14 protein-coding genes and 1 pseudogene are annotated in these 16,683 nt (G+C 72.3%); 9 read left to right on the top strand and 6 right to left on the bottom strand.

Annotated features, from left to right (window positions below; all coding sequences use genetic code 11):
• Positions 1 to 108 precede the first annotated feature (108 nt).
• A complete protein-coding gene (locus tag ACFYZ3_RS24360; RefSeq protein WP_388521411.1) occupies positions 109 to 765 on the top strand; it encodes a phosphatase PAP2 family protein in 657 nt (218 codons plus the stop codon).
• Here ACFYZ3_RS24360 and ACFYZ3_RS24355 read toward each other — a convergent pair.
• A complete protein-coding gene (locus ACFYZ3_RS24355) occupies positions 738 to 1,190 on the bottom strand; it encodes a phospholipase (protein WP_388521407.1) in 453 nt (150 codons plus the stop codon). The genes ACFYZ3_RS24360 and ACFYZ3_RS24355 overlap by 28 nt on opposite strands.
• 128 nt (positions 1,191 to 1,318) lie before the next feature.
• Positions 1,319 to 2,434, bottom strand: a complete 1,116-nt coding sequence (locus ACFYZ3_RS24350; protein WP_388521405.1) for a Gfo/Idh/MocA family protein — start codon at positions 2,432 to 2,434, stop codon at positions 1,319 to 1,321.
• 209 nt (positions 2,435 to 2,643) lie between these two features.
• Here ACFYZ3_RS24350 and ACFYZ3_RS24345 point away from each other — a divergent pair, with 209 nt between their 5' ends.
• Together ACFYZ3_RS24345 and ACFYZ3_RS24340 are read left to right on the top strand one after the other, a co-directional pair.
• A complete protein-coding gene (locus tag ACFYZ3_RS24345; RefSeq protein ID WP_356864807.1) occupies positions 2,644 to 3,246 on the top strand; it encodes a DNA starvation/stationary phase protection protein in 603 nt (200 codons plus the stop codon).
• Positions 3,247 to 3,257: 11 nt separating this feature from the next.
• On the top strand, positions 3,258 to 4,331 hold the full coding sequence (locus ACFYZ3_RS24340) for an ABC transporter permease (protein ID WP_388521402.1): 1,074 nt from the start codon (positions 3,258 to 3,260) through the stop codon (positions 4,329 to 4,331).
• An 89-nt stretch (positions 4,332 to 4,420) separates the two neighbouring features.
• On the opposite strand, the pseudogene ACFYZ3_RS24335 reads toward ACFYZ3_RS24340, so the two are convergent.
• Positions 4,421 to 4,522, bottom strand: a pseudogene (locus tag ACFYZ3_RS24335) (helix-turn-helix domain-containing protein); the annotation flags it as partial.
• A 68-nt stretch (positions 4,523 to 4,590) separates the two neighbouring features.
• On the opposite strand from ACFYZ3_RS24335, the gene ACFYZ3_RS24330 reads away from it, so the two are divergent.
• Together ACFYZ3_RS24330 and ACFYZ3_RS24325 are read left to right on the top strand one after the other, a co-directional pair.
• A complete protein-coding gene (locus ACFYZ3_RS24330; RefSeq protein ID WP_388521535.1) occupies positions 4,591 to 5,199 on the top strand; it encodes an aspartate/glutamate racemase family protein in 609 nt (202 codons plus the stop codon).
• Between the two features lie 48 nt (positions 5,200 to 5,247).
• Positions 5,248 to 6,450, top strand: coding sequence for a cysteine desulfurase-like protein (locus ACFYZ3_RS24325; protein WP_388521399.1), 1,203 nt, complete (start codon positions 5,248 to 5,250; stop codon positions 6,448 to 6,450).
• Between the two features lie 101 nt (positions 6,451 to 6,551).
• On the opposite strand, the gene yicI is transcribed toward ACFYZ3_RS24325, so the two are convergent.
• Complete coding sequence (yicI, locus tag ACFYZ3_RS24320; RefSeq protein WP_388521395.1) at positions 6,552 to 8,822, bottom strand: alpha-xylosidase; 2,271 nt, start codon at positions 8,820 to 8,822, stop codon at positions 6,552 to 6,554.
• A 284-nt stretch (positions 8,823 to 9,106) separates the two neighbouring features.
• Here yicI and ACFYZ3_RS24315 point away from each other — a divergent pair, with 284 nt between their 5' ends.
• From ACFYZ3_RS24315 to ACFYZ3_RS24300, 4 genes are read left to right on the top strand one after another with little or no spacing between them, the layout of a single operon-like run.
• Entirely contained in the window at positions 9,107 to 10,393 is a 1,287-nt protein-coding gene (locus ACFYZ3_RS24315) for an ABC transporter substrate-binding protein (protein ID WP_388521392.1), read from the top strand.
• Positions 10,394 to 10,404: 11 nt separating this feature from the next.
• Positions 10,405 to 11,373, top strand: coding sequence for a carbohydrate ABC transporter permease (locus ACFYZ3_RS24310; protein ID WP_385350733.1), 969 nt, complete (start codon positions 10,405 to 10,407; stop codon positions 11,371 to 11,373).
• A gap of 5 nt (positions 11,374 to 11,378) precedes the next feature.
• Positions 11,379 to 12,206 carry a carbohydrate ABC transporter permease gene (locus tag ACFYZ3_RS24305; protein ID WP_003977772.1) on the top strand — a complete coding sequence of 276 codons (828 nt, stop codon included), beginning with the start codon at positions 11,379 to 11,381 and terminating at the stop codon, positions 12,204 to 12,206.
• Between the two features lie 40 nt (positions 12,207 to 12,246).
• Positions 12,247 to 13,626, top strand: coding sequence for a GH1 family beta-glucosidase (locus ACFYZ3_RS24300; RefSeq protein ID WP_388521387.1), 1,380 nt, complete (start codon positions 12,247 to 12,249; stop codon positions 13,624 to 13,626).
• 46 nt (positions 13,627 to 13,672) lie between these two features.
• On the opposite strand, the gene ACFYZ3_RS24295 is transcribed toward ACFYZ3_RS24300, so the two are convergent.
• On the bottom strand, positions 13,673 to 14,917 hold the full coding sequence (locus ACFYZ3_RS24295) for an ROK family protein (protein WP_388521384.1): 1,245 nt from the start codon (positions 14,915 to 14,917) through the stop codon (positions 13,673 to 13,675).
• 54 nt (positions 14,918 to 14,971) lie between these two features.
• Positions 14,972 to 16,639 (bottom strand): ricin-type beta-trefoil lectin domain protein, encoded by a 1,668-nt coding sequence (locus tag ACFYZ3_RS24290; RefSeq protein ID WP_388521381.1) that lies wholly within the window; start codon positions 16,637 to 16,639, stop codon positions 14,972 to 14,974.
• Positions 16,640 to 16,683 lie beyond the last annotated feature (44 nt).

The raw sequence follows: 16,683 nt of genomic DNA, 5'->3' as shown, positions 1-16,683 counted from the left end.
AACCAGCCTCCCCTCCCGGCGTCCCCCGGACGGGCCCCGCCCGCGCGCCGCCGGGTCCGCGGACGACCAGGATGGCTGGGGTCCCGTCTCCCCGCGGAGCAGGAGCCCATGACCGAACCGACCGACGCCGACGGCGGCACCCGCGCCCCTCTCGGGCCGCCCCCCGGCCCGGGGTCCGCGCGCAAGCGGGCCCTCACCGCCGTACTCGGGGAGCTGCGGGCCGTGGACGGCGCGCTGTACGCGGCGGTGGCCGCCACGTCCACGCCCACGCTCGACCGGGCGCTGCGGCGCCTGTCCCGCGCCGCGGACCATTCGAAGATCTCGCTGGGGATCGCCGCCGCGCTCGCACTGAGCGGTGCGCGGGCGCGGCGGGCGGCCCTGGTCGGTGTCGGGGCGGTCGCCGTGGCGTCGGCCTCGACGAACCTGCTGGGCAAGCGTCTGGTGCGCCGGGCGCGCCCGGACCGGGAGGCGGCGCGGGTGACGGTGGACCGGTACGTCCCCATGCCCGCGTCGGCGTCGTTCCCCTCGGGACACACGGCCGCGGCGGTCGCGTTCGCCACGGCCGTGGGCGTCGTCCTGCCCGAGGCCGCCGTACCGCTGGGCGCGCTGGCGAGCTCCGTCGGCTACTCCCGGGTCCACACCGGCGTGCACTATCCGGGTGACGTCGCCGCGGGCGCCGTCCTGGGCATCGCCAGCGCGGCGGCCGTGTTGGCGGCGGCGGCGCCTGCCCGGGTTCGTCAGCCGAACACCTTCACGGCCTGGTAGTACGTCCAGGCCGTGCTGTTGCAGGCGGTCTTGGTGGCGCCGCCGTAACCGGCGCAGACGCGCTTGAGGTCCTCGTAGAAGGCGCTGTCGAGACGGGACTTGTTGGCGCTGAAGGTGCCCGCGTCCTTGTAGTTGCGGTAGCCGAAGTCGTGCCGTGCGCAGGAGGTGCTGAAGGGGAAGCCGAACGGGTTGTCCGGCGAGGAGGAGCAGTAGTCGGTGGTCCAGTCGAAACCGTAGGCGGACCAGGCTGACTTGTTCGCCCGTGCGGCGGTCCAGGCCTGGTAGCTGGACGCGCTGGTCTGTGTCCAGCTCGCGAGAACCTGCGCTTTGTCGGCGGGAGCGGCGTCGGCGGCCGCGGCGGTGGTGACGACGGTGGTCACGGCCAGGGCCGCGGCGGTGAGTCCGGTGGCGAGTCTGCGGTGCATGCCCACACCTCCATGAGGACGCGGCCCGCCCCTCGGACCGCAGGTTCATGCCAAGATGATGCGCATCTCCACCACCCGTTCACACCTCCGGCGGCCCAACTCGCTGTGAATACTACGGCTTTGGGGCGTTACGCGTGCTCTCCGGGGGCCCAGTCGGGGTGGTCGCCGTGCATCGCCGAGTAGAAGGGGTCACCGGTGGCGATCTCGCCCGCGCGCACCGGCCGCCCGGTGAACGCCGCCTTGTACAGGGCCGCGGCGAACTCCAGCGTGGCGCGGGCCTCCTGGCCGCTGCCGGGCGGCCGGGCCCCGGCGTCCCAGGCGTCCAGTACGGCGCCGAGCTGCGCCGTGTGGGAGCTGGGCACGTCGACGGCAGGGGTGCCCCACGCGGCGGCGCGTTCGGGGGTGACGTGCCGGGCCGGGGTGTAGGTCCAGTCGTCGTTGCGGTGTCCGTACAGGTGCGTCAACTCGACCGTCGCGTCGGCGCAGTCGACGCGTATCCGGCTCGTCTCGTCCGGGGAGAGCACGCTGTTGACGACGGTGGCGAGGGCACCGCTCTCGAAGCGGACCAGGGCGGTGGAGACGTCCTCGCTCTCGGTGTCGTGCACCAGGCGCGAGGCCATGGCCCGTATCTCCGCCCAGGGGCCGAGCAGATGGAGCAGCAGGTCGTACTGGTGGATGCCGTGGCCCATCGTCGGGCCGCCGCCCTCGGTGGACCAGCGGCCGCGCCAGGGCACCGCGTAGTAGGCGGCGTCGCGGTGCCAGGTCGTCTGGCAGTGGGCGACCAGCGGGGCGCCCAGCTCGCCGCCGGCGATCAGGTCGCGGGCGTGCGCCGCGCCGGAGCCGTACCGGTGCTGGAAGATCACGGACGCGTACGCCCCGGACGCCTCCTCGGCCGCCGCGATGTCGTCGTACTCGGCGAGGGAGAGGCACAGCGGCTTCTCGCACAGCACCCAGGCACCGGCCTTCAGCGCGGCCACCGTCTGCTCCCGGTGCAGCGACGGCGGTGTGCCGACCAGGACGAGGTCGGGGCGTACGGCGTCCAGCATGGCGCCCGTCGACGCGTACCCGGCGACGTCGCCGGGCGCCTGCGCGCGGAAGGCGTCGAGCCGCGCGGGGTCCACGTCGACGGCGGCGACCAGTTCGGTGCGGTCGGCGTGGGCGGCGAGGGCGGGCAGGTGACTGCCGGTGACGATGGCACCGGTGCCGACCACCGCGACCCGGCGCCGGGCGGGACGTGGGGACATGCGGTCCTCCTCGGACGGCGGCGCGGGCGCACGCGCCCATGGGTTAGAAAGCGCTTTCAAGCAGAGCCGACCCTAAGCGGGGAGAGATGGCCCGGACAACCCCCACCGTTTGCGGGCCGGGCGTACGGCTGGTCGACTGGCGCGGGGGGACCGGGGCCGGCGGTATCGCGCCGGCCCGCTCTTCAGTCCTCTCCGGAAGGAGTCCAGGCGTGAGTTCCCCGAAGCCGAAACCCTCGTCGTCCGTGGAGCACCGGTCGGACGGCAGCCAGCCCTGGCTGCACCAGAAGGGCCGGACGATTCAGGAGTTCGGCACCGTCAAGCAGTTCCCCGTGGCCCTGACCATGGACACCCGGCTCTACTCCTGCCAGCGGCTCAACAAGGTCCTGGCGGACACCCGGATCCTGCACGATCTGTACAAGAAGTACCACTGGCTGATGCGCGGGGCGACGTTCTACCAACTGCACCTGCTGCTGGACAAGCACGCAGGTGAGCAGCTGGAGCTGATCGACACCGTGGCCGAACGCGTCCAGACGCTCGGCGGCGTCGCGGTCGGCGACCCCCGGCACGTCGCCGAGATCACCACCGTGCCGCGCCCGCCGGACGGCGTGGAGGAGGTGCCGTCGATGCTCTCGCGGCTGCTGGAGGCGCACGAGCTGATCCTGACCGAGTGTCACGACGCGGCGGCCCGCACCCAGGAGTACGGGGACGACGGCACCAACGACCTGCTGGTCTCCGAGGTCCTGCGGACCAACGAACTCCAGGCGTGGTTCGTCGCGGAACACCTCGTGGACACCCCGCTGGTCCACGCCTGACCCCGTCGGACATGGCGCACACGTCGCAGGACGCCGACGGCGGCTCGCCGGTGCGCGGGCGGTGGTCCGCGTTCCGGCAGTCGCCGTTCTGGCCGGCCACCGTGCTGGTGCTGATCCTCGCCGCCGCGGCGGGCTTCTTCGCGGGCTCGTACACGTACTCGATGGCGAACCCGACGCCGCGGCTGATCCCCACGGCCGTGGTCGGCTCCTACGAGAAGGCGGGCGGGCGGGCCTTCCTGCGCGGACTGGAACAGGCGCTGGACACCTCGGTGCGGGTGCATCCCTACGAGACCCGCGCCGCGGCCCGCGAGGCGATCGAGCAGCAGGAGGTCTTCGCGGTCTTCGAGCTGCGCGACGACGGGCGGTTCGCCGCCCTCGACGTGTCCGGCGCGTCCGGTGCCTCGGTCGCCGAGCTGCTCGCGCAGACGGCACCGGCGGTGGGAAAGAAGCTCGGCGTCCAGGTCACCGTCCGGGACGTCAACCCCCTCCAGCGGGGCGACCCGCGCGGGCTGGCCATCTTCTACATCTCCCTGGCCGCCGTGATCATCGGCTTCGTCGGGGCGATCCAGCTCAGCGTGCACGCGCGGGCGCTCACCCCGTTGGAGCGCATCCTGTTCACCGTGGCCTACGCGCTGCTCGGCGGGTTCGTCATCGCGGCCACGGTGGACTGGCTGCTGGGCGCGGTGGACCTGCCGTTCGCCGAGTCCTGGCTGATCCTGGCGCTCACCATGTTCGTGTCCGGCATGGTCTTCACCATGTTCAACACCATGTTCGGCCGCTGGGCGATGCTGCCGACCTGGGGCCTGATGGTGATCATCGGCAACCCCTCCTCGGGCGGCGCGGTGTCCTGGCCGCTGCTGCCGTCGCCGCTGGGGGTGATCGGCCGGTGGCTGCCGCCCGGGGCCTCGGTCAACGCGCAGCACACCGCGGTGTACTTCCAGGGCCACCAGCACGCGTTCCCGTACCTGGTGCTGGGCGGGTGGGCGCTGCTGTCCTGCACGGTCTTCTGGGTCTGGCGGCACCGGCATCCCGGCGGGCGGGAGACGGAGCCGCCGGACACCGGTCCGGAGGCCGCCCCGTCCTGACGGTCCGCCGGTCTCAGGGGGAGGTCAAGGGCACGACAGGCCGTCTGGAGGGCGAGCCGGTTGCCGGGGTCGCCCAGAGGGACACCGAGCCGTTCGCGGACCTGACGCAGCCGGGCGGCGACGGTGTTGCGGTGCGGGCCGAGGGCGCGGGCGGTGGCGGCGGAGCCGCCGTGCTCCAGGAAGACCCGCAAGGTGGTGAGCAGGGGGCGTGCTCGGGACGCTCAGCGGGGCGAGCGCGGTCTCGGCGAAGGCGCGGGTGATGCCGGACCGCTGCCATGCGGCCGGCAGTCTGCCCACGCCGAGTGCGTCGGTGTGTTCCACGGACGGCCGGACGTCCCTGGCAGCCGCGAGCCGGGCCGCGTTGCGGGCCTCGGTCAGGGTGTCGGCCAGGCCGCCGGGGCTCTGGCGGGGCCTGCCGATGCCGGCCGGTCGGCGGCTTCGAGCCCGCCGTGCTCAGCTCCCTCGCGCTCGGCGGGCGCACGGGGTGATCACCGTCCTGCCGAACGTGCTCGGGATGCCGCACGGCCTGGTCCGGCGCTGCGGGCAGACGGGACGGGCCGGCCCGATCCGGGTCGTCGACATCCCCGTCCTCGACCTGGACCCCGGCGACCGGCTGATCGAGGCACTCGCCGAGCAGGCCCGGGCGGCGGTGGCGGCGCGGGAGGCGGATGTGATCGTGCTGGGCTGCACCGGGATGCCGGGTGTCGCCGCTGCCCTCCAGGAGCGCCCGGCCGCCGAGGGCCCGTTGGTCCCTGTCGTCGACCCCACCGGGGCTGCGATCATGTGGCTGGAGTCGCAGGTGCGGCTCGGGGTGCGGCCCAGCCGTACCACCTGCCTGCCGCCCCGGCCGAAGGGCCGCATCGCCTGACGACCACCCCCTCCCCGTCCGCCTGGCCCACGACCCTGGAGTTGCCCCATGGCCCTCGACGTCGCCGCGATCCGCGCGCACGTGCCCGCCCTGAAGTCCGGTACCGCGCGCTTCGACGCGCCGGGCGGTACGCAGACCCCGCAGCCGGTGATCGACGCGATCGCGGCGGCGCTGACCGCCCCGCTCGCCAACCGGGGGCGCAACACCGAGGGCGAGCGCAACGCGGACCGGATCGTCACCGGGGCCCGGTCCGCGCTCGCCGATCTCCTCGGGACCACGCCGGGGACGGTCGTCTTCGGGCGCAGCGCCACCCAGCTCGCCTACGACCTGTCGCGGACCCTGGCCAAGGGCTGGGGACCGGGCGACGAGGTGGTGGTCACCCGGCTCGACCACGACTCGAACATCCGGCCGTGGGTGCAGGCGGCCGAGGCGGCCGGGGCAGACGTGCGGTGGGCGGACTTCGACCCGGCCACCGGCGAGCTGCGTCCCGAGCACCTCGCGGCGGTGCTGGGCCCGCGCACCAGGCTGGTCGCGGTGACCGCCGCGTCGAACCTGATCGGGACCATGCCGGACCTGCCGGCGCTGGCGTCCCTCGCCCACGCGAACGGCGCGCACTTCCACGTCGACGCGGTGCACTACGCCTCGCACGCCGTGGTGGACCTGGCGGCAACGGGCGCGGACACGCTGGTGTGCTCGCCGTACAAGTTCCTCGGCCCGCACCTGGGCGTGCTGACCGGTCGGGCCGAGCTGCTGGAGTCGCTGCGCCCGGACAAGCTGCTGCCGTCCGCCGACACCGTGCCCGAGCGTTTCGAGCTGGGCACCCTGCCCTACGAGTTGCTGGCCGGGACGAGCGCGGCGGTGGACTTCCTGGCGGGGCTCGACCCCGAGGCCGGGGGCGCTCGCCGGGACCGGCTGGTCGCCTCCTTCGCGGCGCTGGAGGCGCACGAGGACGCGCTGCGCGAGCGGATCGAGCGGGGGCTCGCGGACCTCGGCGGAGTCACCGTGTACTCGCGGGCCGCGCGACGCACTCCGACGCTGCTGTTCACCGTGGCGGGCCTGCGCCCGGCCGACGTCTACCGGCAGCTCGCCGAGCGGGCGGTCGACGCGCCGGCCGGCTCCTTCTACGCCGTGGAGGCGGCACGCCGGCTGGGCCTCGGCGACGAGGGCGGCGTACGCGTGGGCCTCGCTCCGTACAGCAGCGCGGAGGACGTGGACCGGCTGCTGTCGGCGCTCGGCGCCCTGGAGCGCTGAGACACACCCCGCGGAACGCCCGGCCGAACACTGCCCGGAACGAAGCGGCACGCCCCCTTCTGCGTGCCGCTTCGCCGTGTGTGCCGCCCGCCCCATCCGGGTCAGCTCAGGGGCACGGCCACCTCTCCGGTGCCCTGCTCGCTCGCGCCGCCCGCGACCCGGACGGTGAAGGGGCGGTCGGTGCCGCTCGCGGTGACCCGCAGGACGTCCCGGTCGCGCCGCACGCGGAAGGTCGCGGCCGGTGTGCCCAGCAGGTCGGGCACGGTGACCTCGGCCGCGTAGTCGGCGGCGGCGGACGGGTGGACCAGCAGGGTCGGGGCGTCCAGCCAGTCGCCGTCGGGGCGCTGGTCGTCGGAGCCGAGCGGCAGGACGGCGCCCTCACGGACGTACAGCGGCAGGCTGTCGTAGCCGTGCCGTTCGGTGCGCCAGGCCGGGCCGGTGACGCGCTCGCCGGTCAGGAGGTGGGTCCAGGTGCCCTCGGGGAGGTAGACCTCGACCTCGCCGTCCTCGGTGAAGACCGGGGCGACCAGGACGTCGGAGCCGAGCATGTACTGGCGGTCCAGCGGACGGCACGCCGGGTCGTGCGGGTACTCCAGGACCATCGGCCGCATCATCGGCACGCCCGTGCGGTGGGCCTCGGCCGCGACGCCGTACAGGTAGGGCATCAGGCGGTGCTTGAGGAGGGTGAAGCGGCGGGCGACGTCGACGGCCTCCTCGCCGAACTCCCACGGCACCCGGTACGACGAGGAGCCGTGCAGCCGGCTGTGCGAGGAGAGCAGGCCGAAGGCGAGCCAGCGCTTGAAGACCGCCGGGTCGGGCGTGCCCTCGAAGCCGCCGATGTCGTGGCTCCAGAAGCCGAAGCCGCTCAGGGACAGGGACAGGCCGCCCCGCAGTGACTCGGCCATCGCCTCGAAGGACGACCAGCAGTCGCCGCCCCAGTGGACGGGGTACTGCTGGCCGCCCGCGGTCGCCGAGCGGGCGAAGAGGACGGCCTCGCCCTGGCCGCGCTCCTTCTCGAGGAGTTCGAAGACGGTGCGGTTGAACAGGTGCGTGTAGTAGTTGTGCATGCGCTCCGGGTCGGCGCCGTCGTGCCAGACCACGTCGGTGGGGATGCGCTCGCCGAAGTCGGTCTTGAAGCAGTCCACGCCCTGGTCGAGCAGCGGCTTGAGCTTGCCCGCGTACCAGTCGCGTGCGGCGGGGCTGGTGAAGTCGACCAGGCCCATGCCCGCCTGCCACAGGTCCCACTGCCAGATGTCGCCGTCCGGCCTGCGCACCAGGTGCCCGAGGGCGGCGGCCTCGTCGAAGAGCGGGGACTTCTGGGCGATGTAGGGGTTGATCCAGGCGCTGACCCTGAGCCCCTTGGCCTTGAGCCGGGCGAGCATGCCGTCCGGGTCCGGGAAGACGTCCGGGTCCCACTGGAAGTCGCACCACTGGTACTCGCGCATCCAGAAGCAGTCGAAGTGGAAGACGGAGAGCGGGATGCCGCGCTCGGCCATGCCGTCCACGAAGGACGTCACCGTCTGCTCGTCGTAGGAGGTGGTGAAGGAGGTGGTGAGCCACAGGCCGAAGGACCAGGCCGGCGGCAGGGCGGGGCGGCCGGTGAGGGCGGTGTAGCGGCTGAGGACGTCCTTGGGGGTGGGCCCGGCGACGACGTAGTACTCCAGCGTCTGGTCCTCGACACTGAACTGGACCTGGCCCACGGATTCGGAGCCGACCTCGAAGGAGACCGCGCCCGGGTGGTTGACGAAGACGCCGTAGCCGCGCGAGGAGAGGTAGAACGGGATGTTCTTGTAGGCCTGCTCGCTGCTGGTGCCGCCGTCGGCCTGCCACATGTCGACGACCTGGCCGTTCTTGACGAACGGGGTGAAGCGCTCGCCGAGGCCGTAGATCTGCTCGCCGACACCGAGGGCGAGGCGGCTCAGCATGTGGTGGGCGCCGTCGCCGGTGGTGGCGAAGGCGGTGCCCTTGGCGTCGGCGCGGGTCAGCTCGCGTCCGTCCGCGTCGCGGAAGGTGAGACCGAAGGGGCCCTCGCGGTCCAGGCGGAGGGTGAGCGGGCCGCTGGTCAGCTCGGTGACGGTGCCGTCCTGGCGTACCTCGCCCGCGCCGTCCGCCGCTGCGGAGAGGGCGAAGTCGGGGCCCGGCCGGCGCTTGCCGGCGTGGTGGGTGACGCGGACGCCGATGACGCCCTCGGCGGGTGAGAAGCACTCGACCGTGAGGAGCGGCGCGTTGAGCGTGTCCCCCCTCCGCGTCACCTTCTTCACGGCGGCATGGGCGGTGAAGCGCTTCGATTCGGGGCGTACATCGCGTACCTCGGTGGCGTACGAGAGATGCACGCCCTCGCGGATGAGCCAGAAGCCGTCGGTGAACTTCATGATCTTCCTTGGGTGGGGCGGGAGCTGTCGGGGTGGGAGCGCGGAGGCCGTCTCACAGCGTTTTGATCGTACACAAAACAAATCCCCACGCCGAGGCGTCCACATCGACTCCAGGGCGCTGAACTGGCATTATCACGCAAGAGAACGACTTCCTCACCCCTCGGAACGACGAGAGGGGGGCCACTTTGCTCTAGCGCGGAAGCGGGTTCGTGACGTATTAGTCATCACATCAAACAAAACAGTCCGGCGAGGAAGCCGGACGGTACGACAGCAAGGGCCGCACCATGTCGAAGCGCTTCACCTCGCTCGCCTTGACAGCACACCCTCCGGCTGCCACGCGCCGCGGACGAGGACGCTCACGCCGAGTCGTCGCCCCCTTCACGGCCGTGTCCGTGCTGGTCGCCGGGGCGGCACTGGCCGGCTGCGGACAGCAGCGGGACGCCGGCACGTACACCGTGATGAACTCCTCGACCGACGAGTCGTACCACCGCTGGGACGCGGAGGCGATGGCCCGCTGCGGCAAGGAGCTGGGCGTCACCATCGAGCAGCAGAGCGTCCCGGCGGCGCAGGTGATGACGAAGGCGCTGCGCATGGCCTCGTCCAAGTCGCTGCCCGACATCGTGCAGTTCGACGCGTCCGAGATGCCTACCTTCGCCGACGCGGGCGGCCTGGTCGACCTGAGGACTCTCGGGCTGAGCACCGACGACATCCCCGACGGGATCCTGGACTTCGGCTCGTACAAGGGCACGTACTACGGCGCGGCCCGCTCCGTGAACACCCTCGCCCTCTTCTACAACAAGGACGTCCTCGACAAGGCGGGCCTCAAGGTGCCCGCCACCTGGGCCGAGCTGCGGGAGACGGCGAAGAAGCTCACTCGGGGCAAGCAGTACGGCCTGGCGCTCAGCGCGGGCGGCGCGGAGGACGGCGTCTTCCAGTTCACGCCGTTCATGTGGTCCAACGGCGGCGACGAGACCGACCTGGACGGTCCGAAGGTGGTCGAGGCCCTGGACTACTGGAAGGGCCTGCTGAAGGACCGTTCGCTGTCGAAGTCGACGGTCAACTGGACCCAGGCCGACGTCAACGACCAGTTCATGGCCGGGAACGCGGCGATGATGATCAACGGCCCGTGGCAGGTGGAGACCCTCAACAGCGACAAGTCGCTGCACTGGGGCATCGCGCCGATTCCGGTGCCGGAGACCGGGGACGACTCGGTCGGCCCGCTCGGCGGTGCCGTCCTCACCGTGCCCAACACCGGTGACGAGGCCCGGGAGAAGACGGCCGGCAAGATCGTCGCGTGTCTGGCGAGCGAGAAGGAGCAGCTGACCTACGCGCTCAACAGCTGGATGGTCCCGGCCAACGCCGAGGCCGCCGCCGTCTGGCGCGAGAAGGTGCCCGAGCTGGACTCGCTGGCCGACCAGGTGGCCGTCGCCCGGTCCCGGACGGCGAAGCTCGGCGCCGGCTGGTCGAGCGTGTCACTCGCGCTGCAGAGCGCCTTCCAGTCGGCCCTGACCGGCCAGTCCAGTGAGACCGCCCTGAAGCGCGCCCAGCAGCGGGCCACGAGCGGGAACTGAGGTACGACCCCATGACCACGCCCATGCCCACCACCTCCACCGTCGGCGCGCAGACGCCCGCCAAGGCGTCCGAGCCCGCCTCCGCTCCCGACCCCGGCCGGATCGCCCGCCGCCGCAGGCTCGCCCAGTGGGGGTTCGTCGCCCCCGCCGTCGTCTTCATGCTGCTGTTCTTCGGCTACCCGCTCGTGCGCAACGTCGTCATGAGCTTCCAGGACTACACGCCGAAGACCTTCTTCACCGGTGAGGCGCCCTTCAACGGCGCCGACAACTGGTCCAACGTCTTCCAGGACGCCCTGTTCGGCAAGGCCCTGTGGCACACGCTCGTCTTCACGGCGGGCTCCCTGCTCGGCCAGTTCTGCATCGGCCTGGCGCTCGCGGTCTTCTTCAGCCGCCGCTTCCCCCTCAACGGGGTGCTGCGCTCGCTGATCCTGCTGCCCTGGCTGGTCCCCATGGTGGTGTCCGGCATCGTCTGGCGGCGCATCCTCGACCAGGACACGGGCGTGCTCAACTCGTTCCTGGACACGCTCGGCATCGGCGGCCACACGCCCTGGCTGACCAGCCCGGAGATGGCCCTGCTGTCCGTGATCCTGGTCAACATCTGGATCGGCATCCCGTTCAACATGGTCATCCTCTACGGCGGTCTCCAGGAGATCCCGAAGGAGCTGCACGAGGCGGCCGCGCTGGACGGCGCGTCGGCCTGGCGGACCTTCCGTTCGGTGACCCTGCCGATGCTCAAGCCCGTCGTGACGGTCGTCCTCGTGCTGGGCTTCATGTCGACGGTGAAGATCCTCGACCTGATCCTCGCCCTGACCGACGGCGGCCCGGCCGACGCCACCCAGACGCTCGGCACCCTGACCTACCAGAACTCCTTCGTCCAACTGGACTTCGGTGCGGGCGCCGTGGTCGGCAACGTACTCATCCTGATCTCCGCCGTCTTCGCGGTGTTCTACCTGCGGGCCAACCGCACCGAGGGGAAGTGACGTCCATGGCCTCCCACACGCCCACCGCCTCCCGGCGCCGCTGGGGCTCCACCGTCGCCGGCGTTCTGATCCTGTGCGTGATGCTGTTCCCGCTGTACTGGATGCTCAACACCGCGCTCCAGCCCGACTCCGGGCTGCTTCAGGTCGATCCGGTACCGGGCAGCCTGGACTTCTCCGGCTTCTCCAAGGCGATCAGCGACCAGGGCGGACACCTGCTGACGTCGCTGGCGGTCTCGCTCGGCGCGGTCGCCATCTGCCTGGCGATCTCGGCGCCCGCCGCGTACGGTCTCGCGCGGTTCGGGCTGCGCGGCTCGCGCACCATCGTCTTCGGCACGCTGATCACCCAGATGGTGCCGGGCATCGTCATCGCCAACGCGCTCTACAACTCCTACGTCGACCTGGGCCTGGTCAACTCCTACTTCGGCCTGATGCTGGCGGACGCCTCGCTCGGCATCCCGTTCTCGATCGTGCTGATGCGCTCCTTCATGGTGTCCATCCCGGGCGAGGTGATCGAGGCCGCGCAGATCGACGGCGCCGGTCCGGTGCGCACCTTCGTCCGGGTGGTGCTGCCGATGAGCCGCAACTCGCTGATCACGTCGGGGTTGTTCGCGTTCCTGTTCTCGTGGAGCGACTTCATGTTCGCCCTCACCCTGAACACCACCGACGAGGTCAAGCCCATCACCCTGGGCATCTACCAGTACATCGGCGCGCACGTCGGCGACTGGGGCTCGGTGATGGCCGCGTCGGTGCTGTCCGCGGTGCCCGCGGCGATCCTCCTCGTCCTCGCCCAGAAGTACATCGCCGCCGGGATCACCGGCGGTTCCGTCAAGTGAACCTCGCACGCCCCGCAAGCACGGAGATGAGCAGCACAGCATGAGTGAGTACCCCGGTTTCCCGCCCGGCTTCGTCTTCGGCGCCGCGACCGCCTCGTACCAGATCGAGGGCGCGGCGACCGAGGACGGCCGCGGACCGTCGATCTGGGACACCTACAGCCACACCCCCGGCCTGGTGGTGAACGGCGACACCGGTGACGTGGCCTGCGACCACTACCACCGCTACCCCGAGGACGTGGCCCTGCTGCGCGACCTCGGTGTGGACTCCTACCGCTTCTCGATCGCCTGGCCGCGCATCGTGCCGGACGGCTCCGGCGCGGTGAACCCCAAGGGGCTCGACTTCTACTCCCGCCTGGTCGACGAACTGCTGGCGGCGGGCATCGAGCCGGCCGCCACCCTGTACCACTGGGACCTGCCGCAGGCCCTGGAGGACCGGGGCGGCTGGCGGGTGCGGGAGACGGCGGAGCGGTTCGCCGAGTACACGTCGGTGGTCGCGGAGCACCTGGGCGACCGGGTGCCGCGCTGGATCACCCTCAACGAGCCGTGGTGCAGCTCCTTCCTCGGCTACTCCATCGGCCGGCACGCACCGGGCGCGAAGGAGGGCCGGGGCGCGCTGGCGGCCGCCCACCACCTGCTGGTCGGCCACGGGCTGGCGGTGAAGGCACTGCGGGCGGCCGGGGTGCGCGAGGTCGGCATCACGCTCAACCTGGACCGCAACCTGCCCGCCACCGACTCCCCGGCCGACCTGGCGGCGGTGGTCCGCGCGGACACCCAGCACAACCTGGTGTGGACCGAGCCGATCCTCGCGGGCCGTTACCCGGCCACCGAGGAGGAGACCTGGGGCGAGCTGATCACCGGCGAGGACTTCCGGCGCGACGGCGACCTGGAGCTGATCTCCCAGCCCCTGGACTTCCTCGGCGTCAACTACTACCGGCCGATCGTGGTCGCCGACGCCCCGCACCGCGAGAGCGACCCGGGGCGGCGCGTGGCGACGGACAACCGGTACGAGGAGGTACGGCACCCCGGAGTGCGGCACACGGCGATGAACTGGCCGGTCGTGCCCGACAGCTTCACCGACCTGCTCGTCGCCCTGAAGCAGCGGTACGGCGACGCGCTCCCGCCGGTCCACATCACCGAGAACGGCTCGGCGGAGGACGACGTGGCGGCCGCCGACGGCACGGTGCACGACACCGACCGGGTCGCCTACCTGCGCGACCACCTCACCGCGCTGCGGGCGGCGATCGACGCGGGCGTGGACGTGCGCGGGTACTACGTGTGGTCGCTGCTGGACAACTTCGAGTGGGCGTACGGCTACGACAAGCGCTTCGGCATCGTGCGGGTCGACTACGACACGCAGGAGCGCACCCCCAAGGACAGCTACCGCTGGTACCGGGAGCTGATCGCCGCGAACCGCGGGTGAGAGCGGCGGGCCGATGCGGAGGGCTGCCGGGCGGCCGCCCTCCGTGTCAGCCCGCGTCCCGTTCCGCGTACGCCGCCGGGTCGGCCAGCACCTCGCGGACGATCACGCCGGCCGCGCCCCGGGCCGCGTCGCCGAGCGAGGACGCGGCCCGCAGCCGTTTGCCGTCCTCGCTCCACAGTCCGGAGACCACGCGCCGGGCCAGTTCGCGGTCGACGGCCGGGGCGAGCCAGTCCATCAGCTCCCGGTAGACGCCGCCGAGCATCACCGCCTCGGGGTCGAAGAGGTTCACCGCGCCCGAGACCACGATGCCCAGTTGCCGCCCGGCCCGCTCGATCGCCGACAGCGCGGACGGCTCGCCCCGCCGGGCGCGGCGTTCGAGCTCGGCGACGCCCTGCGCACCACCCGCGTCCGCGTCGATGCCGGCGGCGGTGAGCAGCGCGGCCTGTCCGGCGTACTGCTCCAGGCAGCCGTGGGCGCCGCACCGGCACAGCGGGCCGTCGGGGTCGACGACCATGTGCCCGATCTCCCCGGCGAAGCCGTGCGCGCCGCGCAGCAGCTCGCCGCCCAGCACGAGGGCGCCGCCGACGCCGATCTCACCGGTCAGGTAGAGGAAGCTGCGCACGCCCTCGGTGCCGGCGCCGAACCACAGCTCGGCGAGGGCGGCGGCGTTGGCCTCGTTGTCGGAGCTGACCGGCAGCGGCCGGTGGGCGGGGCGCAGGGCGAGAAGCGCCTGGGCGAACAGTCCCTCGACGGCGACCCGCTGCCAGCCGAGGTTGGGTGCCTGACGTACGGTGCCACCGGTCACCAGGCCGGGCAGCGCGACATGGACGCCGGCCGGAACGAGGTCCTGCTCGGCCGCCGAGCCGATGGCGCGCGCCGCCAGCCGGGCCGCCCGCGCCAGGACCTCGGAGGGCTGGGCCCCGCGGTTGTCGACGTGCTCCACGAGCCGCACCCGGTCGGTGCCGGCGAGGTCGACGACGCACACCGCGATGTAGTCGATGTTGATCTCGACGCCGAGTCCAGCCGGGCCCGAGCGGGACACCTTCAGGACGGTGCCGGGGCGTCCCGCCTGGCCGCTGCTGGTCTTGCCCCACTCGGAGACGACGCCGTACTCCAGCAACTGCTCGACCAGGGACGACACCGCCGCGCGCGTCAGTCCCACGTGCGTGGCGACACCGGCCCTGGTCGCCTCCCCCGCGTCGTGCACGGCCCTCAGGACCAGGCTGAGGTTGTGCCGTCTGACCGTGGCCTTGTCGGCCTTCGGCTCCAGGGGGGTGAGCTTGTTCATCATGGTGCTGTCGAGCGTATGCGACACCCGGGGCGCGGGCCCCGGGTGCTCTGGCGGCTAGGCCGGCAGGTTCCACTTCTGGGTGCCGAGGCCGTTGCAGTCGTAGATCTGCAGCTTGGTGCCGTTGGCGGTGCCGCCGGACGGGATGTCCAGGCAGCGGCCGGACTGCGGGTTGAGCAGCGAGCCGTCGGCCCGGTGGCGCCACTGCTGGCCGCCGACGCCCGGGGCGCAGTCCCACACCTGGACCTTGGTGAAGTTGGCCGTGCCGTTGCCGTCGATGTCCAGGCACTTGCCGAACGCGCGCACCGTGCCGTCGGGGGCGACGGACCAGCGCTGGCCGGTGGCGGTGGAGCAGTCCCACAGCTGGGCGCCGTTGCCGTTGCGGCTGGTGTTGGTGTCGACGTCCAGGCACTTGCCCGCGACCCACGGCGTGGTGACCTGGCCGACCGGTCCGCCGAGGCCGCCGGTGCCGAAGCGGACCTGGCACTGGTTGCCGGTGCCGAGCCAGGTGGCGGTCAGGTAGAGGAAGGAGGTGCCGTCGGCGCGCGGCACGATCGGTGAGCTGTAGCCGGGGCAGGAGGGCTCACCGGGGTTGTAGCCGCCGGTGGGGTCGGTCAGGACCGGGGCCTCGATCTCGGTCCACTCCCCCGCGCCGAGGTGGGTGTTGGCGAAGACCACGCTGCCGGACTCCGACAGGACGGTCTTGTTCCCGGTGGGTCCGCTCACCACGCGCTGGCCGGACATCAGCAGCGTGCCGTCGGGGCCGCCGCCCGGTACCCAGGCGAGGTAGGGGGTGTGCAGCAGCTCCCTGCCGTCGGCGGTGCGCACCAGGGTGCCCGGGTTGTCGGCGGGCGCCCAGTTCAGGCCGTCGGGGCTGGTCTTGGTGTACACCTCGCAGGCGTGGTCGGCGTCGGTGGCGTCCCGGCACATCTCGTACGCCATCATGAACCGCCCGTCGGGCAGCGGGACGACGATCGACATGCCGGGGCGGGCGAGGTTGTCGGCGGGGAAGGCGACGTCCTGGGTGAGCGTGCCGCTCCAGGTGCGGCCGCCGTCGGTGGAGGTGTAGTGGCCGATGACCTGGTTGTTGGTGGGGCTGTTGGCGGGCCGCTCGTCGGAGATGAAGCAGGCCAGTGTGTTGTCGGGGGCCAGCAGGAACCAGGGTTCCCAGATGCCGTGCCCGATGGTGTCGGGCAGGCCGCTGGTGCGGGTGCAGTCGGAGAGGTACTGCCAGCTCCGGCCGTGGTCGGTGCTCTTGAAGACCTCGACGCGCTGCGTGGTGTAGTCACCGGCCTGCCAGGCGGTGCCGGCGGCGAGGAGGTCGCCCTGGTTCAGGCCGTTCGCGGTGCGCGGCACCTCGTACAGGACGGGTGCCTCGATGTCCCAGCCCGGGGTGTGCGAGGTGATGGTGGAGATCGGGGCGGCGCTCCAGGTGCGGCCGCCGTCGGTGCTGCGGTGGACGGGCAGCGTGTTGGTGGCGCCCTGTTCCCGCTTGGCGTAGGTGGCCAGCATGGTCTGGCCGGCCGAGCCGTCGTGGTCGAGGCGGACGGCGCGGGGGTAGCTGTTGTCGCCCTGCGGATGGGCCGCGAGGTCGGGCGACGCCAGGACCTGTCCTGCGGGCGCGGCCGACGCGGGCTGCGACCACAGGGACAGCAGGGCCGTGAGGAGGGCGAGGACTCCCAGCAGGGCCGGTGATCTTCTGTGTGTGAGTGACGGGTTGCGCACGGGTCGACTCCTTGGTGGTGGGGAGGTCGGGTGGTGCGGGGTCG

It is taken from the genome of Streptomyces sp. NPDC001599, from assembly GCF_042893535.1.
Classification (GTDB): domain Bacteria; phylum Actinomycetota; class Actinomycetes; order Streptomycetales; family Streptomycetaceae; genus Streptomyces.
The sequence above is the reverse complement of the archived record's forward strand: the minus strand, read 5'-3'. Positions and strand labels throughout refer to the sequence as shown.